Origin of the sequence: Pelotomaculum propionicicum, from assembly GCF_048984525.1 — a bacterium.
Taxonomy (GTDB): domain Bacteria; phylum Bacillota; class Desulfotomaculia; order Desulfotomaculales; family Pelotomaculaceae; genus Syntrophopropionicum; species Syntrophopropionicum propionicicum_A.
In genome coordinates, this window is the sequence record NZ_JBMGJC010000008.1 from 146,624 (window position 1) to 169,332 (window position 22,709).

Consider the following 22,709-nt stretch of genomic DNA (forward strand, 5'->3'; position numbering starts at 1 on the left):
AATAAAACCTGAACCCCTTGAAGACGCACCTGCACTCTTCTCTTGCAGGGCGGGATTTATCCCGCCAATACTCTCTATTAAAGTTTAGACGCTAAACGGACCTTAAAAGTTCGGCCGCCAGAGAGGCGTTTTTCAGCGCCTCGGTACGCAGGGGGGCTAGCTTTGCTATCAGGCCGCCGCTAATCCTGCCCCTGTTGTTGAGGACATTCTTTACCCCCGCTGAAAGTTCCTTATAGTCCAGTTTTTCCGCGTTGAAACCGTCTGGCAGACCTACTGACTGCAAAAAGCGGTTTACCTTGGGGTCGTAAGGAATGCCTACCACCGGCACCCCGAAAATCACGCTGAAAATAAGGAAGTGGAGCCTCATGCCGACGGCCAGATCCAGGTTGGCCGTTACTGACATTATATTCATATAATCGGCCTGTTCCTCAAGAAGTAAAGCGCTCCCACGCATCCGGGCGGCAACTTCCCGGCATGTTGTTACATCACCGGGACAGTGCATCGGGACGAACAGGACCTGCCAACCTTCCTCCAACAGGTCGTCAGCCACCTTTGCGATTACCTCTTTATATCCGTCCAGCCCTTTCCAGGGCCTTACTGATATCCCAGCCACGGGGCGGTTGTCCGCGCCCAGCCGGGTCAGTATTTCCCGCCCTTTTCTTTTGTCCACCAGGGACGGGTCCAGCCCGAGCACCGGGTCGGCGGTAACTTCGAGCAGGGGCCTGGTTACTCCCAGGGCGCTGAGTTCATCCCTGGAATCGGGATCCCTTACCGTAATGCCGTTAACACGGTTTGCCACCTGGCGCACCAGCGCTTTCCCGATGGCGGAACTGACAGGCCCAAATCCCTGCGCGTAAAAGAAAACGGGTTTGCCTAACAGCCTGGCCATTAAAACCACGCCGAGGTAATAGATTATACTCCTGGGGCCGTTGATATCCTGTAAAAGCCCGCCGGCGCCGCTTATTAAAAGGTCGCAGTCCCCCAGCGCTTTAAATACCTGGGAAGGATTATCCCTGGGAATGGAGCGGACGCCGAATTCCCGGGCGGTGTAAGCCGGATCCCTGGACAGCACAACTGCCTCCAGGTCCGGAACAACGTCCCGCAGGGCCATGAGCATGGCAAACAGTATTGCCTCGTCGCCGCTGTTGTGAAAACCATAATACCCCGAGATTACCACCTTAGGCATAATCATACTCCCAGAAATAACAATTTCACAGGATTTACAAGATTAAAAAGAGATTTACAGGATTTAATTTATTTTAAATTCTAAATATCGTATCTTTCTTGACAAATTTATCGAGATATTAACGAATTATAATTACTTTTATACTTTTTTTAACATGTTAATCTTGATAATCCTGTTAATCCTGTGCAATTCTTTTAAGTTTATATCTCTTGATTACTGTCCAGGCAAAGAGGGGCAGGACCAGCTGGCGCCGCCACCGCGAGGGCTGCCTTACAAGACGGGCCAGCCACTCCAGGCGCAGGCGGCGAACCCAGTGCGGGGCACGCTGGACCCTTCCGGCCAGGACATCAAAACTTCCTCCCACCCCTATGGCGGCACTCGCTCCTGTTTTTCCCAGGTGCCTGTCTATCCAAATCTCCTGCTTCGGCGCTCCCAGCGCCACAAAAAGCAGGTCCGGTTTGGTTTTCTTTATTTCCTGCGCTACCCGGCCCTCTTCATCCTCCTGAAAAAAGCCGTGATAGCTGCCGGCCACCTTCAGCCCCGGGTAGTCCCGGCAGAGCCTGTCCGCCGCCTCGGCGGCCACGCCGGGAGCCGCCCCGAGGAGATAGACGCTCCAACCGCATAAGGCGGCTTTTTCCACCAGCCTCAGCATCAGGTCGATCCCGGTCACCCGTTCGGGCACAGGGTAGCCGGCCACCCGGCAGGCCCAGACGATCCCTTCCCCGTCCGCAGTAACTATATCCGCGCGCCGGGCCAGGTCCAGCAGCTCTCTGTCAAATTGGGCCTGGTAAATGTATTCCGGGTTCAAAGTCATAACCCGGAACGGCCGGTAGTTCCTAATCAGGCCGGCCACACGCTCCACTGTCTCTTCCATAGTCAGGGCATCTATATCAGCACCAAGGAGATTTACTCTCATCCTGTAAAAAACCCCTTGTTTTTCTTGGTTTACGCTCTGGACTATTCTACCACAGTTCTCGATAATTCTCCACACCAGTGCAATAGTAAGCCCCACCACGCCTCATTAGGCTTTCACGGGCCCTGGCGATACAGCCGGCATCCCGTGTTTGCCGGAGCCCGGCCCGCCCCCCTGCCGGGCGCTCCTCCCGGCGGCCCTCCGGCGGGCGCCAGGTGGGCATAACGCCTGTATTCCGCGGCCCTCTGTATCTCAACCCGTTTCTTACTCAGAAAGAAAATAAAAGGCAGAGCAATGGCTACGATTACCGTACTGACCACAAAAGCGTCGGCTATGCCCGAGATCAGGGCCTCCCGCATTACCAGGGCGCCGAGTATGCCGGTCGCGCCCTGCGGGCTGTAGCCTGCCTGCATAAGCAGGCCCTGCAGCTGCTGTATGGCGCCGGTGGCCGCCGGTGAGCTCCAGTTTACCGAGTCAGCCAGCCAGGCGGCATGGTACTCCTGCCGGTGCAGCATTACGTAAGTCAGGTAGGCGATGCCGAACGAAGCGGAAATCTGCCTTACGGTATTGCCGAGAGCTGAAGCCCTCCCGATCAGGAAATGAGGGATGGTGTTCATTCCGGCCGTCGTAAGGGGCATCATGCATAACCCCAGGCCCAGGGACCTTTCGATCAGGATCATTTGCAAATCCCTGTAACTTATATCATAGGTGATAGTGTGCAGTTGATAAGTAGTGATGATAGTCACCGTTAACCCCACCACGCACAGGGGCAGGGCGCCTATCTTATCAAATAACTTGCCGCTTACGGGCGCAATGATACCCGAGGCCATGGCCGCCGGCATCATCATTAAGCCTGTCTGCAGCGGGGTCAGGCCTTGTACGTTCTGGACAAAGAGAGGCACCAGGAATATGGCGGAAAACAAGCCGATAGTGGCGATACTGATGCAGACCAGGCTGGCCGTGAAGGTTATATTTTTTAAAAGGCGGATATCCAGCATGGGGTGATCGGTAATCAATTCCCAGATAACGAAAGCGGTCAGGGTAAAACCGGCGAAGATGAGCAGGTTTACGATATATAATGAAGTCCAGCCCTTGTCCTGCCCTTCGCTGAGGGCCAGGAGCAGGGCGAAGCACCCGGCGGCGCTTAACACTATGCCGGGAAAGTCAGCTTTAAGCCCGGATTTTACAGGTGTTTCGTCCAGGATGGCCATGGACAGAAACACCGCGGCAATGCCGATGGGAATATTTATGGTGAAAATCCATTGCCAGCTGAAGTTATCCACCAGGTAGCCGCCCAGGGTCGGCCCGATGGAAGGGGCGAGCATAGCTGTAATGCCCCATATCCCCAGGGCTGTCCCTATCTTGTCCCGGGGCACGATGTAATAAATCATGGCCATGCTCACCGGCATCATCATCCCGCCGCCTACCGCCTGGAACACCCTGAACACTACCAGGGAATTATTGCTCCAGGCCAGGGCGCACAGGGCTGATCCCGCGGTGAAGGCGCCCAGTGAAATTATGTATATTTTTTTGCCGCCGAACCGGTCGCTTAAATAGCCGGTAACAGGTATTACCACGCCGGAAGCAAGCATATAACCTGTTAACACCCACTGGATCTCGTCGGCGGTGGAACCGAATATGGCCATCATTCTCGGCAGGGCGACGTTGACAATACTGCCGTCAAGGATGGCCATAAAAGCGCCTATGATAAGTGTCAGCAGGGCCGCCATGGGGATCTTTCCCCCTGCTCCCGGCGGGCTGCCGCCAGGTCTGTCCGGCCCGCGGGCTTCCCCGGCGCCGGGAGCCTGCCCGCCCGGAGAAGCGCCGCCCGGCCCCTGCCGCCCTTCTTCAGGCGGCCCGGTACTGGTTGGCTTTTGCAAAGCGATCCCCCTATTTTATATAAATGCGGACGATAGCGTTCATGCCGGGCAGCAGGCGCTGTCCCTGGTAATTCTTGATGCTGATTTTAACAGGAACGCGCTGTACGACCTTGGTAAAATTCCCGCTCGTGTTCTGCGAGGGCAGCAGTGAAAATGTCGAAACCGTGGCCTCCCCGATGGAAATAACCTGCCCGCTGAAATTAACCCCGGGGATGCTGTCTATGGTGAATTCCACATCCTGCCCCGGCTTGACCTTGTGCAATTCTGTTTCCTCGATATTAGCCGTTATGTAGAGGCTTTTCAGGTCAGCCACCATGGCTATCGGAGAGCCCGGTGCGCCGACTTCGCCGACGTTGCCGATTTTTTTGATCACAGTACCGGTGATGGGCGACTTAACCACGGAAAGGTCCAGGTTCAGGCCGGGTGTCAATTGGTAATCAACCTGGCGGGCTATAATCGCCCCTTCTTTTATATTGTCCCCTTCGGACACGTTCATTTCGGAGATCCTGCCGGAGATCTGCGGGCTTACCTTGACGATAGTCCCCTCCACCCTGGCGTCTTCCGTATCCACGTAGTGGCTGCTGTTATACCAATACACGGCGGTTACAACAGCCAGGGTAACGATCATCAGGGCCAGCACCAGGTAAAGAATTTTTTTGTTTTTCATGAATTATCTCTCCATTCGAAAGAGCCGGATCAATCCTGCACAGTGACTTCCATACCGTCCTGCAAAGTGTCAATGCCTGTTGCAGCTATTGTTTCGCCTTCTGACAAGCCTGATTTGATGATAACATACCTGCCGTCCGAATGACCGGCCTCTACGCCGCGCCTGGCCGCCCTGCCGTTGTCCACTACCCAGACAAAGCTTCCGTTTTCATCCTGTGCCAGAGCTTCTTCCGGTATGATGATGCCTTCTTCTTCACTGGTGTTTAAAGCCACCTCCGCAAACATGCCTGGCTTAAGAATATGCTGCGGGTTCTCTATAACAATTTTTACCGGGTAAGCCTTGGTGGCCGGACTGGCCGCCTGGGCAACATTGGTGACAGTGCCGGGAAAAGGCTCTTCCCGCACCGAGCTTACTCTAACCATTAATTTCTGGCCCACCTGGATAGCGTTTACCTGGTCCTCGCCGACGTTGGCCTGAACCATGACAGTATCCAGGTTGACTATGGAAATAACCGGCACGGTGGGGCTGACCATCTCGCCGGGGTTGATATTTTTGGCCGTTATAACCCCGCTGAAGGGAGCCCTTACCGCAGTGTTCGCAAAATCAGCCCGGGCCTTTTTCAGCTGGGCCTCGTACTGCCTGATTGTTTCGGGAATGGTCGCGTTTACCAGTATCTCCAGGGCTTTTTGAGCGCTCTCGTAGGATGCCCTGGCCTGCAGGTACTGTTTTTCCACCTGCTCAAACTGCTGGCTGGAGACAGAGCCGGAACTGAAGAGCTGCTTGTACCTTTCGTAATCTGCCTCGCAGGTCTTAAAAAGCGCCTCGGAGTTGGCCAGGTTGAATTCAGCACTGTTTTTCTGGGCAGGCAGATCTGAATTCCTGGCTTTTTCCAGCTGCGCCGCGTTTAATTCCACTAAAGCCTCCAGGTCTGCCGCGTCGAGGCTTAACAGCAGGTCTCCCCCGGCTACCTCCGACCCCACGTCCACCATGACAGTGGCTACCCTGCCGGCCGTTTTGGGCACCACGTTGGCGGAATTCAGCGCTTCCAGTTTGCCGCTTACAACTGTCCCGCCGCTCAGCCGGCCAACCTGGGCCGTTGTTTTATCTACAACACCGCCGCCGGTTTTTTTACCGCCTGTTTTTGCGCCGCACCCGGCCAGCGCAAAGGTAACCATAACCAGCAGGCCGACCGCAATCATTATAGACTTTTTCAATGCCGGTATCTCTCCTTACCCTTTTCAACTAGTTGTCTGGCTGTATGGAATTCAGAGTTTTCACCGAAAATTATGTAAGGATCCCCTTACCTGTTTTTTTCTTCCGATTTTAACGTGGTAAGGACTTTTTCGTATATTTCGAGCAGTTTTTCCAGGTCCTGATCGGGAAGCTGGCCAAAATATTTTATCGCTACCTGCCTTCTGCCCTCGATGCATCTGCTCAGGATTTCCTTTCCTTTGTCCGTGGCTTCAAGCCAGACCAGGCGCCGGTCCTTCTCATCACGGCTCCTGACGACCAGGCCGGCCTGCACCAGCCTGTCAACCAAAGCGGTTATGGCGCTCAAGGATACCGACAATTTGTCAGCCACCTCGGAAACAGTCAGCCTGCCCTTGGCGTTGATCTTCTGCAGGACAAAAAACTGGCTGCCTGTTATGCCGGATACCATGTGCGCGTCAAACTCGACGTGTATCCGGCGGCCAATTTCCATCAGGACGCCTTCCAGGCGGGTAAAGAATTCTTTTCTGCTTGGGCTGTACACCATTGTACCTCCTGCCAATGATTCTTATGCTTTTTAATGGTTCACTGGATTAAGTATATGTTTACATTTTAACGTTGTCAAGGATTGTCTGATGTTAATATTATTGCCCCAAATACCATCATAAACCTTAAAAATCGGTATAGATAAACCTTGACTCCTGCCCTGTGCCGAAAAGCACGGTCAAAATCACTACCAGGGTTATAAAGAGAGCTTTCAGGACATTAAAAATAATTGTTTGGCCCAAAAAAATCACCACGCGCACTATAAATTTAAGGTCTTGATAAGAGAAGCAAGAAACTGAAAGGCAGTGTTTAAATCAGCGGCAAAGAAAATCCAGCCGATACATACGAAATGAAAAGTAATAAACACCGACACTGCTTTTATCAACGGCCCCGGCAGCATCTCGATATATTTTATCAGGGGCGCGCCCTTTTTCCTGTATATCCTGTACAGGCCCATACCCGCCCCGTGGTAGAGGCCCCACACGACGAAGTTCCAGGCGGCACCGTGCCAGAGCCCGCACAGGGCCATGGCGATAATAAGGTTTTTTGTTGTAAAGAGGAGTGTCCCCCTGTTGCCGCCCAGCGGTATGTAAAGGTAGTCCTTGATCCAGCTGCTCAGGGACATATGCCAGTGGTTCCAGAAAGCTGATATATTCTGCTGGAGATAAGGCCGGTTGAAGTTTTCCGGCACCCGGATGCCCAGCAGCCTCGCGCTGCCGATAGCAATGTCGGAGTAACCGGCAAAATCGAAGTATATTTTTATCGCAAAAGCGTAAACAGCCACCCAGTAGTCGGCGCCGGCAGCGTTTAAAGGGTTGGTCAGCGGGCCTGTGAAGGTTGCCATGCTGTCGGCGATAATTACTTTTTTACCCAGCCCGATCAGTATACGATACAGCCCTTCGCTCACGTATTCGATCCTGAAGCCGGCCGGGCTGCGGAGCTGCTCCAGAAAAGGCTGGAACCTCTTGATTGGACCGGCCACCAGAGTAGGGAAGAAAAGCCCGAAAGCGGCATATTCGGCCAGGCTGCCCCTGGGGGTGGTCCCTTTATAGATTTCGGCCAGGTAGTGGACGAATTCAAATACAAAAAATGAAAGGCCGAGGGGGATGACGATATCCGGCACCTGATAGGGAGCGCCAAACCTCAGCAGTAAAATCAGGCCGTCAAAAGTTGCAGCCAGCAGGTCGAGGTATTTATAGTAAGCCAGCACACCCAGGCAGAGCGACAGCGACAATACAAAGACGGTTTTTACATTTAAAAACCCTTTTGGCGGCGCACCTGCTTCCACCGCTTTCAACCTGTCTATTAGTGCGCCGAGGCCGTATGTCGCCAGGATCAGCGCGGCTATCAGCAATGTGTGGGCGGGGAGATAATACGTATAGAAGACCAGTCCCGCCGCCAGCAGCGCCGCAGTGCGGCCCCTGGGGGGAACAGCCCAGTACAGGATAAAGAAACCAGCCAGGAAAGCGCCGTACACCCACGTATTAAAGATCATCTGACTCCTGCTCCTTCTATCAAAGGCCGCAGATCCCGGCTGAGCAGCCCGGCGGTAAGGGCGTTTCCCCCGTCAAGCATGTGCATGGAATCGTGGAATAAATCCGGGGATACAGCTTCCTGGTAATTTAGAAACATGATGCCGCTGCCGGCCGCCACCTTTTCGATAACGCCTGTATTGATCCTAAACGCGTCGTAATCAAGAAGACTGTACTGCTGCAGCAGGCCGTGGTTCACCGGGCTCATAAAAATTACGGCGGGTATGTCGTTCTCCGCCAGGTAGCGGCACAGTTCCCGGTAATACTTGAAGTTGACATTATCTTTTTCGCTAATATTAAAAACGTTTTTCAGGTGATCCCGGTCCTGGGCGCTCCAGGGAAAACTGTACCAGACCTTATACTTGTTTTCCGGCTTGTCCTTTTCAGAAAGAGGCTCCTCCGGTTGAGGCTCCCCGGGCGGCTGTGCCGCGGCGGGCGTTATACCGTTTAGGGCCAGGTCAAGGTAGACCTTTCCCCTGACCGTCGGCTGTCCGCCAAACAGGTACCTGTTCAATTCCTGCCTGAAGCGGTAGACCGCCCAATAGCGGCTTATTGTTTTTTGCATGTTATTCTCTATATCCTGGCTGCCGCCAGTACCCGCTGAAACTGTCTGAGACGCCTGCGCGGAGGCTATATTGGCGGGGACTTTCAGTTCTTTCTTCTCATCTTCTGATAAACCTGGCGACCATACTTTAAAATAGAGGAGGGGGGTCTTGGTCATTTCAGCGGAAAAGAAGGGGTAGGATATGTTGACGACGACCATCTGTGCCGCACCGGCCTCATGCAGCTTCTTAACGGTCATGTAGAGGTCGGCGGGCCGGCCTCCGGGCAGCCCGAAGTTAAACACCCTGGCTGACTTTAAATAGCTGCCGCGCAGCTCGTCCTGCAGGTGGGCGGTGATAGTCTGCTCCCTTTCCGCCACACCGGCCCCCTGGACGACCGAGTCACCGATCACGGCGATTTTATACCCGCCCTGGCCGGCCACGTATTCCACGTAGAGGTCGAGGACATCGCTCTTTACATGGGAGCCGTCCTCAAAGCGGAAGCTGCTGTCAAAGCCCATCTGGTGGAAAACATACCACAGGGCCAGGCTGTTGGAAATGAAAAAAAATAGAGCTAGGGAAACAATAAAAACAATGCTCCCCACAGTTTTCTGCCGCATATTCTATACCCCGAAAAAAAGTACTAAAGTTGTTTTCTTTCGACAAAACCCGAGAGATACCCTTCTGGAATTTATCTGGCAAAAAGAGTGGGGTACAAAAAAACTTACCCTTGTCTCACCTGATAAAGAAAAACACCCGGGTTATCGTGATGATAACCCGGGCGTATAACCAATATCGCATCTTTAAATCGAGGATATTTCTCCACCTTGCAGATCGGGTTTTGTGCGGCTGAAGCCGCACCTACAAATTCAGTCGTCGGTCGTCAGACGTATCCAATCGGGGACGTATCTCTAACCTGATCCCGATCGGGGACATTCCTCAGCATACAGAAATACATATGAGAGAGGTGTGACCATTCCTCTGTCATAGTATGTTTGTTAAGACACGAGTCTGCTGAAATACGTGTCACGAGAACCGTCCCCTTGACACGCTTTTTGAACGCCTGCCAGTTGTAGGGCGGGGTTTAGCCCGCCAATAATTTCCGCTATCCGCCTAGCTGCCGCTTACACCTAATATGAAAGCTTTTTTCGCTGCCGCGTCCCAGTAGACGTCGTAGCCCAGGGCTTCGGCAATCCAGCGCATAGGCAGCATGGCCCTGCCCGGGGCGATAATCTCAGGGGCGACATCCATCTGGACCCTGGTATTATTTAAATACATCAGGCTGCTTCCAATTTCGAGTTTAACAACCTTGTCACCTTTTCTTATCTCTATGCTCCGGTCAGCCGGGTTCCAGGCTATATTGTCATCAGCCACACCGGCGGCCCTGGCGAGATAACGTACAGGAAGGTATGTCCTGTCATCTCTAATATACGGGGCGGCGTCCATGGTATTTTTTACGCCGTTTACTTCATATTCATCCCGGCCTACAATGAAGACAGCGGCTGGAGGCGTAATATTTGCTACAGTCAACTCCCCGGACAGGCCGGCCGAGCCGCTGACTTTGACATTTAACCAGCCCTTTAAATCCTTCTCCATTTTCACTTCCATACCCTTTAGCTCCAGGTCGGCAGCTTCAGTTGACTGGCCGGAAAATTTAAAATCCGCCGTCCGGCCATAGTCTCTTATTGTGCCGTTGACTTCCAGCCCGTTGTCACTGTCCTCAGCCAGCTTTACCCATTCCACGCCGGAGGGCAGCCGCAGTGAAAGGACCTGCCCTTTGCCGAGGCGGCCGGCGTCAGCCTCGTGGATAATTACGGTGCCGATCTGCTGCCCCGTTATGCCGGCGTAAACATAAGGTGTATTCAGGCACTTTATGCTGTTGTATACACCACCAGCGCTGTTAAAACCGGAGCCGGACGGGGCGTCTATATCCAGAGACACATAATCGCCGCTGTCACCTGCCACATACACGCGCTCGGCATAAATGTAGAGGCAGCAATCAAGTGACGGGTCGGGATCTGAAACGACTTCCATCATCACTTCCATGTCGTTAAGCCGGGTAAACTGCAGCACCGGCGTGGCACCCTTATACAGCCCGTTATCATCGCCGGAACATGAGCGGGGAACCTTGATATAGTTGCCCGTGCCGTATTTAACGTAACTGGCGGTCACTTCAACAGTATTCCACTCCTCCGTGGTCTGATAAGCCGCTGCCGCCACCGACTCGCCGGAACCGATAGCCGCAGTCGTCCAGATATACCCTTCCGGCAGGGTCAGCACAGCATAGTCCCCCTCCTGCAGGGCGCCGGAGGTAAACTCACCTTTAATTGTGCCGAGCTCACTCACCCTGCCGCTCCGGACAGACAGGTCTGTCAAAGATTCATATGTGGCCGCGGCCATCGCCGGTCCGGCTGAAAACATAATTACGGTCAATAAAAGCAATACAGCCACTGCAGTCAAAAAAGCGCCCCTGTTTTTCATGTTGCAACCCCCCATCGGATAGCTTTAATATCATTAATAATACCATAAAATAATTACATAAATATTGGAATCACATTATTTTACTGTTAAAAAAGAGCGGTATCACGCACAAATGCGGATCCGCTCCTTTTATTCAATGTTTAATATTTTTTGTGCAGCATTATGTCTGCCCACACTCCATCAATCGCACCCACACCCTGATCCGCGTAACTTACCAGGCGCAGGACCTTGACACCAACAATATTGATGTCTAAATCATCAGGGTCGTCAGAGTCATCAAGAGCTTCGCTCTGGTAAAGCAGCTTGTCGTCACCGTAGATCTGCAGGTGGGCCTTGCCGCGGTAATTGCCTGAACCCAGGTCGCTGGCTCCGACCGTAACAGTAAGTTTCTTAAACAGCCCCTCAATTTGAAATTCAGCCACCACTGTACCCCTGGCGTCTTCAATATTCAACATGCCGATGCCGTCGAAATATTTTTCATCAGCTATGCTGAACGCCCCGGTGGGGCCGGTTTCATTCTCACCCCAGCTTTTGAAGAAGACCCTGCCCGGGGTCTGGTAGGTAGGTTTTAAATCGCTCAGGTTCACAATATCCTTGGTCAGGTCATTTTCAACAGGCGGATCCGAAGGTCCTTCATCTCCGTCATCCGTGCCCGCTTCTTTTGTAACTATGGTCACTGTCTGGGTTTCCTGGTCCCAGGCCACATCGGCGCCCAGCGCCTCGGAGATCACCCGCAGCGGAACCATCGTGCGCCCGTCCTGGATGAAAGGCTGGACATCGCTTATTACCTGCTGTCCGTTGACAATTAATTTGATGTCGTTTTCCGCATAAGCACTTATAGCAATAACTAAAACCAACGCCATGATAACCAGCGGAGCAAATAACCTGGCTTTCATATATCAACCTCCTAAGCAGTTCTACTTACTATAATCATAACAGAAATATTTGAAAAAAACAGTAAAAAGAAACAAATAGCCACTCCAAATAAACATATGGAATAGCTATTAACTAAATTAAAATCACATCGGCTTTTTAAATTTAATTTGGGCGCAGGACAACTATGGCTTCAAATAGTGTTTTCGGTTAAAATATCCTCACCGGTAAGCACCATAAGCTGGGACTTGGCAAGGTCATATTCATATACCAGCTGCCTTAGTTCGTCCAGGGCCTCGTTATAAGACTGCTCCGCCTCAAGCTCCTGCAGCGCGGTGGCCATGCCGACCTCATGCATAAGTTTGGTCACCCGCAGGGTTTCCTCAAGTGTCGCCGCCTTCTGTTCCAGGGTGGCGTTTGTTTCTTCCAGTGTCTGCAGCGACTGGTACAGTATTTTAACCTGTTCCTTCAACTGCTCTCTGGCATCGCTGGCCTGGATCTCCTTGATATCGGTGTTGAGCAGACCCAGATCGTAGTTGTCGGCGTACATCTCCACCCTTTCAGCCAGGGCCGCCGTCCGCTCCGCCGCCCAGACCGTGTAGTTCCGGGAGAGGGCGCTGGCAGTGACCGCCTCCAGGGAAATAAAATTTGCTTTCTCCAAAACAGCCTCGTCGACCAGCTCAGGCCGTGCTGAGCCGCTCATACCGATCATAACAGCCAGCTGTGTATAAGACTGGTCAAGGGTGTTCTGAGCAGCGGTAAGGCTGGCGACAGCACTCTGCATTGCTGTTTCAACGCCGAGCAGCTCCGCCTGGGTGATCATCCCGATCTGTTTCTTCAGCCTGGCCTGGGCCAGTTTTATTTGAGCCGCCCGCAGGTCTGTTTCCGCCAGGGTGACATCGCGTTTGCTGCTTAAAATATTGTAATATTGTTCCATGACGTCAACCGCCATCTGCTGCTTCATATTATCCAGGGCCTTTTTAGCGATGCGGGCGCTGTTCTCCGCAGAAAGATAACCGGACCATACGGACGATATCTCCGGCACATACACGTTGGCGGCGGGTATGTGATCGATGCTGTCTCTCAAATCGTCCAGCTTTTCGTCCGTCACATCGAGATTCAGCTCCTGCACCTTGATGTCGCTGTTATGCTTAAGCGCCATGTTTATGGCGTTTTCCAGGGTTAATGTACCGTTTTCCTCAGCGCTAAACGCCGGCGGTACAAAGGCAGCCAGCAGAAACAATAGCGCCAGGATTGCCGGAAAGAGGCGCTTGGACATAAAACCCGCTCCTTTCCCACTAGCGAAAGATTTAATAACGAGTATGGAAGCCCAGACACATGGCCTGGGCTTCCATAGATCTTAACTTTAAAGTCGATAACTAACTGCTTATTTGTAAGTCAGGGTTACGGTCTGGGTAGCGGCATCCCACGCTACGCTGGCGCCGAGAGCTTCGGCAACCCAGCGAATCGGCAGCATGGTGCGGCCAGGATCAACGATTTGCGGAGCGACGTCCATGGTAACAGGTACGCCGTTAACGAGCATCGTTGTGCTGCCCACAGTCAGCTTGAGGATACGCTCGCCCTTGATGATCAGCACGCTCTGGTCGAGCGGATTCCAGCTGATGTTGGCATCGGGCACGCCCAGGGCGTTGGCTACAAACCGTACGCCGAAGAAGGTGCGGTCGCCGCTGATGTACGGGGCTGCATCCATGGTCTTCTCAACGCCGTTGAGGAGGTAGGTGGCCTGACCAACTACGAATTTCGCCTCAACCACGGTGCCGCCGGGGGCCGGGTTCATGACATAGCCCACTACGACATCGGTGACGTCTTCGTAATTGTCACTGTCAATGGCCTCATCGAAATCATCGTAATCATCAGCATCAAGTCCGTTTTTGGTCATGAAAACTTCGAAAGTGATGTCGCCGACAGGGATGGTGCGGTCGACGTTAAAGTTGAGGCCGGTGATCTTGACTACGCCGGGCTCTTTGTTGCTCTGGTCTACTACCTGGAAGGCCAGGTAGCGGCCGTCAACATCGTCGTTGTCGACTTCGAGTTCTGTCGCTTCAATGTCGTAGTCGTCCTTGAAGCTGAAGCCAGCGGGCGCTTTAAGGATGATCCACTTGTCTTCGTCAATGGCTTCATCCTGGGTTTCAGTGATGGTGATATCGCCTACTGCTTGATCCTGCAGGCCGATAAACACTTCCGGTGTCTCAGCGGTTACGGTAAAGGGCTTGATGATCTTGGCGATAACCAGTTCGCCTTCCACACCTGCGCTGCCGCTGAACTTGACGACCAGGTCGCCTTCGGGAGCGTCAGCGTCGATATTCACTGTGAACTCTTCAAATTCAGCTTTGCCGTTTACAGACGGATCGGGAACTGTGTACTTGAGGATTTCCGGGTCGTCCCCGTCAATGGTTCCTTGTGCCAGTTCGGTGACATCGTCATCAATGTCTTCCCACTCGGCCCAGGTCGGCAGGGTCATCTTGACGGTCCTGCCATCGATCCAGGTGCCCGGGACGATGTCGTCGATGTAGAAGTCAGCAACTTCTTTGTCCGTTTTGCCGGCTACGAGGGTCGGCACATCGCCGTCAACATCGACCTTGAAGCCGAAGTCGCCGACAGTGGCGACAACGATGTCCTCTTCAGTGACTTCGTTGCCGTCAACGTTCATCTCGACGTCGCCTTCGTCAGCGTCGTCGGGAACCCTGATCTGCAGGCCTGAAATGGCTATGAAACCAGCCTGGCCAGCAGTTGCATCGCCGCGTACTTGAATGTACAGTTTTTCCGGATCATCTTGGTCAACTGACAGATCCGCATATTCCACTACTAAGCCGCCTGTAGCAGAAATATTCATATCTGCCTCATCAGGTATTACCCACTCGAAATCGTTGGGCAGTTCGAGTACAATATCGCTGTAACCAGCGTCCCCAACGACTTTAATAATGCCAGGTACGGTTTCCTTGATCTTGATGGTTTCGATTTCGTCTGTTGCGTCAATAGCAATAGCCTCTACGTCTGCAATGGTGGTGACGGTGTCGCCTTCAACCACACGCGCCACCCGGACAGACTCGGAAGTGACAGTGGTGCCGGCAGCGTCGATCGTAACCGAGATGTCGCCGGTCACGTCGCTGTCAATGTCCACGGTGCTGTCGACCGGGTTGCCATCTTCATCTTCACCATAGTAGAAATAAAGTGTTTCGTTAGCTACACCAGCATCTACATCGTAAACTGCCACGGTGATCGAGCTGTCAGACGCTGTTACAAATTCAACAGTGGCGCCAGCGCCTACAACATATTGATCTAAAGTAGCCTCTGTAGGTTGGGTGCTATACTCAACGCCGCTCGGGAGATCCACCGTGATGATATCACCATTTCTCATTTGTGAATCGTCTTCACGGATTTTCAGGGTGCCCATGGTCTGATCGTCTTCACCGGCTTGCACATAAGGCACAGTCAGCGCGGTGTTGTCCGTGGCTGAGGCAAAGGCCGGTGTTGCCAGCGGAACCAGCAGTACGAGCAGCATGGACAGTGTAACCATAATTGATACTGCTTTTCTCTTAAGTTTCAATTTCTTACCTCCTTTTAATATTCTTAAAGCCTTTTGGCTGTCGCCGGGCTCCGCCCTGCAACCGCCGCGTTAAAAAACCTTTTTATCAACCCCCCTTATATAATAGTAAAGATTTTTGCTGCTTCAAGACTTCGGATACTGCTGCTTCTCTGTTTGCAGCCGTCAAAACCGGCAACAAGTAAGACATATTCTACATGGATAGGCAAATTCCTGCCCGGCAGTCTACACCTTCCTTTGTTGCTACCTGATTAGTTAGACAACCAGTGTACTCCAAAAGTTCCATCGATATTAAAATTTTTATTAATTATCTTAATTAATTTTTAATCGCTTAAAAAACATAAAAAATCTATAATCGGATTTCTATATTCTTTTGACACCCTTGTCAAAAACTTCTGGCTCATTGCGCACGGTAATTACGTATGATATCATCTAATAAGCAAACCGGGGAAGGTGTTCCGGTTAACGCCACCTTCAAACCTGTCTGAACAATCCCGTATTAAAATATATAAAAATGTTGCAAAGGACCCCCTGAGCTGGAACTTTTAATGACCGGCCTGTGTCTAAAGAGTAAAACGGGGGGTTTTTCCGCATAATCAGGAGATGCTTCCCTTGTACAATACCAGGCTGCTGGTTAAAAGAGCACAAAAGAATGACCTTGCCGCTTTTGAGGAACTGCTGGGCCTTTACCAGAACAAGGTGTATACGCTCTGCGTCCGTTTGGCCGGAAACCACGCCGATGCTCAGGATATCGCCCAGGAAGCATTTATTAAAGCGTACAGGTCTTTGGGAAGCTTCCGCAATGAGGCTGACTTCGGCACCTGGCTGCACCGTATTGCTGTAAACGTCTGGTTAAATTTCAGACGCAAAAACAGCGGGCGCCAAACTTTGTTTTTAGATGAACCGTATCCGGACGAAAGCGGCAGTATGCATCGGGAGGTAGCATCTACGGACGGCGACCCGCTGCGGGAACTGGAAGAAAAAGAATTCCGCGGCCTGGTGCGGACAGCGCTGGATGACCTAACTGAAGAGCACAGGGCTGTCCTGGTCCTGAGAGAAGTTGAAGGATACAGTTACGAGGAAGTGTCGCGCATGCTGGACTGCTCGCTGGGCACGGTAAAATCGCGCCTGAGCCGGGCACGCGAGATGATGCGGCGCAGGATGGTTGAATTGGCGAAAGACTCCGGAGAAAGTTTTTCCGGTGACCGGGAGAGAAGGTGACGGCACATGGACTGCCGCGAAGCGCATTTATTAATGCAGCCCTACCTGGATGGGGCGCTTCAAAGTGATAAAGAGTCCTGCCTGACAGAGCACCTGGCGGGATGCAGCAAGTGCACCCGTGAACTGGCTCTGCAGGAGAAGCTTTCTTACGAGCTTCGCAGGCTGGGGCGTGAAGCGGCGCAGGCGCCGCCGGAGCTGTGCCAAACAGTGATGGGCAGGCTACATGCGGAGCGCCGTACTGTGTTTAACCGGTTGCCGCTGTCCTGGCGGAGAGCTGTCGCCGCTGCCGCCGCGTTTCTGCTCCTGGCAGGCGGTTCTGCCGGTGTCACCGCCGGGCTGAAATTGGCTGACAGGGGCGATATGCTTGGTTTCGGCACCCCGGCTGTTAATAGTGACAGCGGGACTATTGCGCCAGACAGCGGGGAGTTCGTCCCCGGTAAGGGGGATCCTGCTAACAGCACAGGCGCCTCCAACAGCAGCGGGGGAGACAGCAATCCCTTAATTGCTCACAACGATCAAAATAATACCGGTGACAGCGTTAACAGCAGCCCGCTGACATCCCTGACAGTACCCGCGACAGGAGGTCCCAAAGTTCTTTTGAGCAGCGGGATGGAGATTATCACCACGACCCTCAGGGTAACCTCTCAAGACCTGGCCGGCGACGGCGCCAGGGTAGTCGCGCAGGCAGCTGAATTGGGTGCGAAAGCCCAGACGTTCTCCGAGCAGGATATTGATAAAAAGGTCTTGATCCTGAGGATCACGGTGGAAGCTGACCAAGCGCACAACCTGATTTCCAGTATTGCCGGGCTGGGATCAAATAACGACAGACAGGACGAAAGCCGCGACGTCACCAGCCTCTACAACGAAACGCTGATCAAGTATTACGACCTGCAAGCCAGGATATGCGCGTCGAGCGATCCCGAGGAACAGCAAGTGATGCAAGCACAGGCGGTGTCCTACAAGCAGCAGCTGGACACCTGGGAGTCAGAGGCCGGCAAGCGGATCATCATACTAATCCTGGAGCACAGCTAAATACAAATGACGATAAAATGCCGGATTATCCGGCTTTTTTTTATGTACAAGAAATATATTTAAAAAAAGGAATAACCCGGTGTCAGTAGTATTTTTATAATAAAAAGCCGGGACGATTTTTTTCTAGGACAAAATTTTTGAAAGGAGGTTGAAGCGTACCGAACGGCGGCGCGCAATTTTAAATAAGCCTGCAAAGGAGTGTAATGTTTTTGAAACACCTTAAGTTATGTTTTATAGCCTCGGCATTGCTGATCAGCATGCTGATCAGTGTGCCGGCATGGGCTTTCACCACCGAGCTTTGGAAGTTTCCGGAGACATTGAGCCTGGAGGAAGCCGGCTTCAAGATGGAAGTCCCTTATGATATTAGCTATAAGCGAATTGAAGTGAAGGTAGAACCGCTGGCCTACGAAGAAATCACACCGGTAAACGACTATTTTGTGGTCAGCGCTGTCGAGTCCATGGTGGGCAATACCGGCACCATGTCGAAACCGGTGCGCCTGCTGTTTTCTTTCACCCATCTGGACTATTACAGGGCCAGCCGCCTGAACATGAACCTGCCCGTGGGGTCATTCCGGATCGGCTACTGGGACAATCTTGAAAAGAACTGGGTAGAGCTGCCTTCCAGGGTGTACTGGAACGGCAGCACCGGAGTGGTGGAAGCGGAAGAATATATTAAGAGCGGCCAGTACGCCCTGCTGTGGTCCTATAAACCTGGCGCTACACTGAGCGAGTCCAACAATAAAATCCGTATTATGCTTAATCTGATAACAATAAAGACGGACGTCGACCCTTATATCAAAGAAGGCAGGACGATGGTGCCGGTGCGGTTTGTCGCGGAAAACCTCGGCGCTCGCGTGGAGTGGGTCGAAGCCTATCAGCGTGTAGAGATATTTAAAGGTGTCGACTCCATCAATTTATGGGTCGGCAATCAAAAAGCCGAAGTTAACGGTAAATCCGTTCCGCTGGACATGGCGCCGGAGATAGTAAACGGGCGCACTTTCGTTCCCCTGCGCTTCATAGCCGAATCCCTTGGGGTTAAAGTGTACTGGGACGAGTCCATAAAAACGGTGAAGCTGTCGACCTTCCTGTAGGTGATCGGTCAGCGGAGTGGACACACTCATCTTTCTGAACCGTTCCTCCGGGGCCGGGGGATGCTCCACATCGAAATATCAAACTGAAACAGGGCGGGAGTTTTCCCACCCTGTTTCAGTTTCAAAGCGAAGTTGTTTGTTTTTTTAAATTAAACCCGTTCGGATAATACCTGGCAGACAATCCGGTTTTTAAATTTCGTTAAGCTCTATTTAATACCGCCTGTACGTTTGCTCTGATTTACCGAAGCTCTTCCAGTTTAGTCTCACAGGCGCTGAGCAGGCGTTCAAGGAGAACGGCAAACTCAGCTGCTGTAACCTGTTCCCAGGGAGCAAAACTGTCTCCTGCCCGGTCTGCAAAGATTCCGGCAGAAGTGGTTTCGGACACGGCCTTGACGGCCCATGGCGGGATGTCTGAAGCATCCCAATAGGGCAGCGCTGAATTTGTATTGTTTTCCACGCCCAGTTCATTTAACAAGGCGGCAAGAATAACCGCGGCTTCAGCGCGTGTTATGCCGGACGCAGGCTGGAAACTGCCGTCGGGATAACCTTTTAAAATGCCCCGCGCCTTTGCCTCAGCAACAGCGGGGCTGAACACCGCCGGTATATCCACCGCATCCGAAAACGGCAGTGCCCACTCACTTGACTTGGGCCAGCACAACAGTCTTGCCAGGACTGCGGCCGCTTCAACACGTGAGATCGGGTCATTTGTCAAATAGCCGCCGGCCCATTCTATTTCTGTCACCCCGGAAAGAGCGTATGCAACAGCGGATTCATATTCACCTAGTTCGATGATTTCTGATGACAGCTGTATACCTGTAACGCCTCCGTTTTTCCGGTTTACGGCCACAAGGGACAAATCGGACCTCTCTACATTTTCCCGGTTTATGATGTAGCTGAACTTCCCTGCCTCGTCAACATTCACCTGACGACTGGAATTCCCATTCCATACGTGAACCGCGGTATCCGCGCTGGTCCTGCCTGTTATTACCAGCCTGTCCTGAAGGGGAACGGCGGAAGCCAGCAAAAGCGGGGACTGGGCAGCAGAAGAGGCGTTTACTGATATCAGCACATTGCCCGTAGGCGGTGGCGCCACGGCATATTCTAATTTAATATATTCGCCCGGCAGCAAATCATCCGGTGTCACCTGGTAAGCGTTTTTGAAATAGCGGGTTGCATTGGTGACACGGTACTGCCTGCCTTCAGCAGCATTGATCACACCTTTGGTTTTATCGTATTCCAACAGCAGGTCCTGGTTAAATATCGTATCGGCAATATCCAGCTGCCAGACCACCTCCCCTTCCGGATTTGTGGTAATCCTGATCCGGTTGCCGGAGGCTATAGCGTCTATAGTACTCTTGACACCCCAGCGGTAAACGACAGCATCCTCGGGCAGGTAAAGGGAAAGATAGCGGCCGTTATCATCCAGCATGTAAATCTTACGGTTTTTTTTGGTAAAGTCTATAGCCTTGCCATAGAAAACACTGCTGTAAGCCACCAGGCCGATGACCTGGCCATTACCGGGCAGAAGCACAGCCGAAATGTGATCGCCTGGTTTTATGGCCTCCAAGCTGGATTCAACTTTATCTTTTTTAACATACGCACCCGGGAATATCCGGCAAACATAACCGTTGTCCAGGTAGATCTCGCCGCTTGCATCATCCGTCGCACTTACCGTGCCGAGGGCTATGGTCCTCTTTACGGCCAAATACTGTATTCCGCCGCTGGAAGGCGCCAGGTGCAGGCGCACGGGCATTCCCGGCAGGGCCTCTGCCATTTCATCCAGCACCCCGGTACCGAAGGGTGCGTCAGCGGTCTCGGCATTAGCGTAAGTGTCAGCGTAAGAGTATATCGCTCCGGGCAGGATCCGGTAAGCAGTACGTCCTCCAGCAAGATATACTGTTTTTTGCCCCTTTTCAATTTGTACGCTGGAAATAACGCCTTCAACCTCAGTATAGTCAGCGTGCACCTGCCTTAATTTTTGGTCCAAAGGGTTGATTACAGCGTTTATCTCAATGCCTGGCGGAACCTGATCCGGTAAAGACGGTGAATTATTTAACACAATATCCCCGTTGTCAGGCGCCAGGCTAAAACCTCCAGTCCGTATGGCAGGGTCGCTTTCCGTAAATACAATATCATCAGCCATTTTAAGAGCCCTCACTCCGGTAGCGCGCCAAACACGGGATGTGATATATGACCATTGCGGCGCCCTGTAAACCGCCGCACCGGTAAAAAGATGGCCGGCATCCGCCGGGGCTACTTCGTCATTGACCAGGTTAACCACCGAAGTATCCGCAATATTGAAGGAGGATCCGTCAGTCAGTTTGACTGAGCTGCCGTTAGAACTTTGAACCATACCTTCCGCCGGGACCTGGCCCCAGATCAGGGCAAAATCCTGGCGTAAAGAGCTGCTTCCCCGCACAGAATTACGGTTCACAGCAGAGCCGGTAACTGTTACAGTGTAATCGCCGGGTGTGGGCGACGGCAGGTATATTTGTTCAACGTTGTTTATCTTATCCTGGGTATTCGCGCCCAGGAAATGATTGCCGTAATATAACATGCCGTCGGGCGTCCGGACAGTCAGGTCAAGGTTGTTTATGAGAGTCCGCGCGCTGCCAGCCTCCGCGGGCGGGTCAGTCCAGGCCAGAGTCGCTTTAAAGGGAGCCGCCGGATCAGAAACATGGTAGGTATAAGTGATCTCTCCTCCCTGGGACACGCCGGCCCACTCGTCGGCAAGGGAGAAAGTATTTTCTTTCAGGGCGATAATTGTTCCCGCCAGGTCGATTATCCCGAAACCATCCTGCGAGGGACCGCCCGCGGCGGTCCTGGCGCCGTTGATCAGCGCGGCCTTGACCAGGGCGGCCGAAGGAGTATCCATATCCATGTATTTTTTAAAATATTCCCGCACCAGGGCAGCTGAACCGCCGGCAACAGCCGCGGCCATGCTCGTCCCCTGCAGGCGCGTGTAATCCTGGTATCCGGACAGGTTGCCTTCAACCAGCCGGGACCGGGCGGAAATAACCGCCGATGCGGGCGCGAGGAGATCCGGCTTGATCCGGCCGTCACCGGTCGGGCCGCGGGAAGAAAATTCCGCCGGTGCGGTGGTATCTCCCTCTCCGGGCACGAAAGCGGGGCGGGGGAGCGTGGAAGCGCCGACAGCCAGGGCATTCTTACTGTTTGCCTCGCCTGTGAGGGTGCTTGTTGATGGACCGCTGTTACCGGCGCCGAATATGGCCAGGAAATCAGGATGGCCGCGCATGAAATCGTCTGTCTGTGATGCCGGCTCCAGGTATGTGTCAGGCCCGCCGCCCCAGCCGTTTACGTGGACGCGGGCGCCCGCCGAGTAAGCTGGCAGGAACAGGTCGGCCAGGTTGGCCGGTGGGTCCGGATTGCCTTCACGGTCCAGTATGGCCTGAAAATAGATACTGGCGCCCGGCGCGATGCCGCGGAATTTCCCGTTGGAGGCGGCGCCGGTCCCGGCTATGGTGGCTGCCATGTGGGTGCCGTGGCCGCTCGGGTCATCGGGCACTTCCCGCCCGGCCCACGATTTTAAGAGGACTACCTTTGGCATTTTGCCGGGCGCGCTTTTGAGGTCGGGGTGTATGTCGTCCATCGAACCGGCATCCAGGCCGCTGTCGGCTACTGCAACTATCTGGCCTTCCCCGGTAAGCCCGCCGGGCACGACAAATTCCGGCGCGTTAACAGCCGCGGCGCCGGTTATGTCCCTGGCGCGGTCATTAAGGAAAGAGACCGGGTACCGGTAGGGCTGCCCGTCTGAAAATACCGGCACGCTGCACCATAAGATTATCAGCCAGGTTAATATAAATAAGGACTTTAATATATTAAGAAAGGACAAACCCCGGTAAAGCTTTGTAAAATGACGCATTAAAAACTCCTTGAAGAAACGTCAAACCTGTGTTTATGTATTAAGTTTAATAAAATTCGACAGACATTTGGAATTATCCTGTTAACAA

The 22,709-nt window shown here is 52.9% G+C and carries 16 protein-coding genes; 3 read left to right on the forward strand and 13 right to left on the reverse strand.

What is annotated here, in order from left to right:
* Positions 1 to 91: 91 nt before the first annotated feature.
* From csaB to ACOBQJ_RS10670, 12 genes are all read right to left on the reverse strand, one after another.
* Positions 92 to 1,186, reverse strand: coding sequence for a polysaccharide pyruvyl transferase CsaB (gene csaB / locus ACOBQJ_RS10615; protein WP_421071736.1), 1,095 nt, complete (start codon positions 1,184 to 1,186; stop codon positions 92 to 94).
* Positions 1,187 to 1,361: 175 nt separating this feature from the next.
* Complete coding sequence (locus tag ACOBQJ_RS10620; RefSeq protein WP_421071737.1) at positions 1,362 to 2,102, reverse strand: WecB/TagA/CpsF family glycosyltransferase; 741 nt, start codon at positions 2,100 to 2,102, stop codon at positions 1,362 to 1,364.
* A gap of 113 nt (positions 2,103 to 2,215) precedes the next feature.
* Entirely contained in the window at positions 2,216 to 3,829 is a 1,614-nt protein-coding gene (locus ACOBQJ_RS10625; RefSeq protein WP_421071806.1) for a DHA2 family efflux MFS transporter permease subunit, read from the reverse strand.
* A 160-nt stretch (positions 3,830 to 3,989) separates the two neighbouring features.
* Complete coding sequence (locus ACOBQJ_RS10630) at positions 3,990 to 4,646, reverse strand: HlyD family secretion protein (protein ID WP_421071738.1); 657 nt, start codon at positions 4,644 to 4,646, stop codon at positions 3,990 to 3,992.
* Between the two features lie 29 nt (positions 4,647 to 4,675).
* Positions 4,676 to 5,860, reverse strand: a complete 1,185-nt coding sequence (locus tag ACOBQJ_RS10635; RefSeq protein ID WP_421071739.1) for an efflux RND transporter periplasmic adaptor subunit — start codon at positions 5,858 to 5,860, stop codon at positions 4,676 to 4,678.
* Positions 5,861 to 5,946: 86 nt separating this feature from the next.
* Positions 5,947 to 6,402: a MarR family winged helix-turn-helix transcriptional regulator gene (locus ACOBQJ_RS10640; protein WP_421071740.1), complete on the reverse strand. Its 456-nt coding sequence runs from the start codon at positions 6,400 to 6,402 to the stop codon at positions 5,947 to 5,949.
* 258 nt (positions 6,403 to 6,660) lie between these two features.
* Positions 6,661 to 7,896 carry an MBOAT family O-acyltransferase gene (locus tag ACOBQJ_RS10645; protein ID WP_421071741.1) on the reverse strand — a complete coding sequence of 412 codons (1,236 nt, stop codon included), beginning with the start codon at positions 7,894 to 7,896 and terminating at the stop codon, positions 6,661 to 6,663.
* Positions 7,893 to 9,095, reverse strand: coding sequence for a hypothetical protein (locus ACOBQJ_RS10650; protein ID WP_421071742.1), 1,203 nt, complete (start codon positions 9,093 to 9,095; stop codon positions 7,893 to 7,895). The genes ACOBQJ_RS10645 and ACOBQJ_RS10650 overlap by 4 nt, the downstream gene beginning before the upstream one ends.
* A 493-nt stretch (positions 9,096 to 9,588) precedes the next feature.
* A complete protein-coding gene (locus ACOBQJ_RS10655) occupies positions 9,589 to 10,956 on the reverse strand; it encodes a copper amine oxidase N-terminal domain-containing protein (RefSeq protein WP_421071743.1) in 1,368 nt (455 codons plus the stop codon).
* 140 nt (positions 10,957 to 11,096) lie between these two features.
* Entirely contained in the window at positions 11,097 to 11,852 is a 756-nt protein-coding gene (locus tag ACOBQJ_RS10660; RefSeq protein ID WP_421071744.1) for a stalk domain-containing protein, read from the reverse strand.
* 170 nt (positions 11,853 to 12,022) lie between these two features.
* Positions 12,023 to 13,108 carry a TolC family protein gene (locus tag ACOBQJ_RS10665; RefSeq protein ID WP_421071745.1) on the reverse strand — a complete coding sequence of 362 codons (1,086 nt, stop codon included), beginning with the start codon at positions 13,106 to 13,108 and terminating at the stop codon, positions 12,023 to 12,025.
* 108 nt (positions 13,109 to 13,216) lie between these two features.
* Positions 13,217 to 15,397, reverse strand: a complete 2,181-nt coding sequence (locus tag ACOBQJ_RS10670; protein WP_421071746.1) for a copper amine oxidase N-terminal domain-containing protein — start codon at positions 15,395 to 15,397, stop codon at positions 13,217 to 13,219.
* 600 nt (positions 15,398 to 15,997) lie between these two features.
* Between ACOBQJ_RS10670 and ACOBQJ_RS10675 the strand changes: the two genes are divergently transcribed.
* From ACOBQJ_RS10675 to ACOBQJ_RS10685, 3 genes are all read left to right on the forward strand, one after another.
* Complete coding sequence (locus tag ACOBQJ_RS10675; protein WP_421071747.1) at positions 15,998 to 16,615, forward strand: sigma-70 family RNA polymerase sigma factor; 618 nt, start codon at positions 15,998 to 16,000, stop codon at positions 16,613 to 16,615.
* A 6-nt stretch (positions 16,616 to 16,621) separates the two neighbouring features.
* The gene (locus tag ACOBQJ_RS10680) at positions 16,622 to 17,647 is read left to right on the forward strand and encodes a zf-HC2 domain-containing protein (RefSeq protein ID WP_421071748.1); all 1,026 of its coding nucleotides are present in this window, start codon (positions 16,622 to 16,624) and stop codon (positions 17,645 to 17,647) included.
* A 209-nt stretch (positions 17,648 to 17,856) separates the two neighbouring features.
* Positions 17,857 to 18,738: a copper amine oxidase N-terminal domain-containing protein gene (locus tag ACOBQJ_RS10685; protein ID WP_421071749.1), complete on the forward strand. Its 882-nt coding sequence runs from the start codon at positions 17,857 to 17,859 to the stop codon at positions 18,736 to 18,738.
* Positions 18,739 to 18,976: 238 nt separating this feature from the next.
* Here ACOBQJ_RS10685 and ACOBQJ_RS10690 read toward each other — a convergent pair whose 3' ends face one another.
* Entirely contained in the window at positions 18,977 to 22,525 is a 3,549-nt protein-coding gene (locus ACOBQJ_RS10690) for a S8 family serine peptidase (protein ID WP_421071750.1), read from the reverse strand.
* Positions 22,526 to 22,709: the final 184 nt, after the last annotated feature.

What these genes read in the sequence shown, in the direction of transcription:
- csaB (WP_421071736.1), bottom strand. Translation starts at nt 1,186, where the DNA reads ATGCCTAAGGTGGTAATCTCGGGGTATTATGGTTTTCACAACAGCGGC.
- ACOBQJ_RS10620 (WP_421071737.1), bottom strand. Translation starts at nt 2,102, where the DNA reads ATGAGAGTAAATCTCCTTGGTGCTGATATAGATGCCCTGACTATGGAA.
- ACOBQJ_RS10625 (WP_421071806.1), bottom strand. Translation starts at nt 3,829, where the DNA reads ATGGCGGCCCTGCTGACACTTATCATAGGCGCTTTTATGGCCATCCTT.
- ACOBQJ_RS10630 (WP_421071738.1), bottom strand. Translation starts at nt 4,646, where the DNA reads ATGAAAAACAAAAAAATTCTTTACCTGGTGCTGGCCCTGATGATCGTT.
- ACOBQJ_RS10640 (WP_421071740.1), bottom strand. Translation starts at nt 6,402, where the DNA reads ATGGTGTACAGCCCAAGCAGAAAAGAATTCTTTACCCGCCTGGAAGGC.
- ACOBQJ_RS10645 (WP_421071741.1), bottom strand. Translation starts at nt 7,896, where the DNA reads ATGATCTTTAATACGTGGGTGTACGGCGCTTTCCTGGCTGGTTTCTTT.
- ACOBQJ_RS10650 (WP_421071742.1), bottom strand. Translation starts at nt 9,095, where the DNA reads ATGCGGCAGAAAACTGTGGGGAGCATTGTTTTTATTGTTTCCCTAGCT.
- ACOBQJ_RS10655 (WP_421071743.1), bottom strand. Translation starts at nt 10,956, where the DNA reads ATGAAAAACAGGGGCGCTTTTTTGACTGCAGTGGCTGTATTGCTTTTA.
- ACOBQJ_RS10660 (WP_421071744.1), bottom strand. Translation starts at nt 11,852, where the DNA reads ATGAAAGCCAGGTTATTTGCTCCGCTGGTTATCATGGCGTTGGTTTTA.
- ACOBQJ_RS10665 (WP_421071745.1), bottom strand. Translation starts at nt 13,108, where the DNA reads ATGTCCAAGCGCCTCTTTCCGGCAATCCTGGCGCTATTGTTTCTGCTG.
- ACOBQJ_RS10675 (WP_421071747.1), top strand. Translation starts at nt 15,998, where the DNA reads ATGCTTCCCTTGTACAATACCAGGCTGCTGGTTAAAAGAGCACAAAAG.
- ACOBQJ_RS10680 (WP_421071748.1), top strand. Translation starts at nt 16,622, where the DNA reads ATGGACTGCCGCGAAGCGCATTTATTAATGCAGCCCTACCTGGATGGG.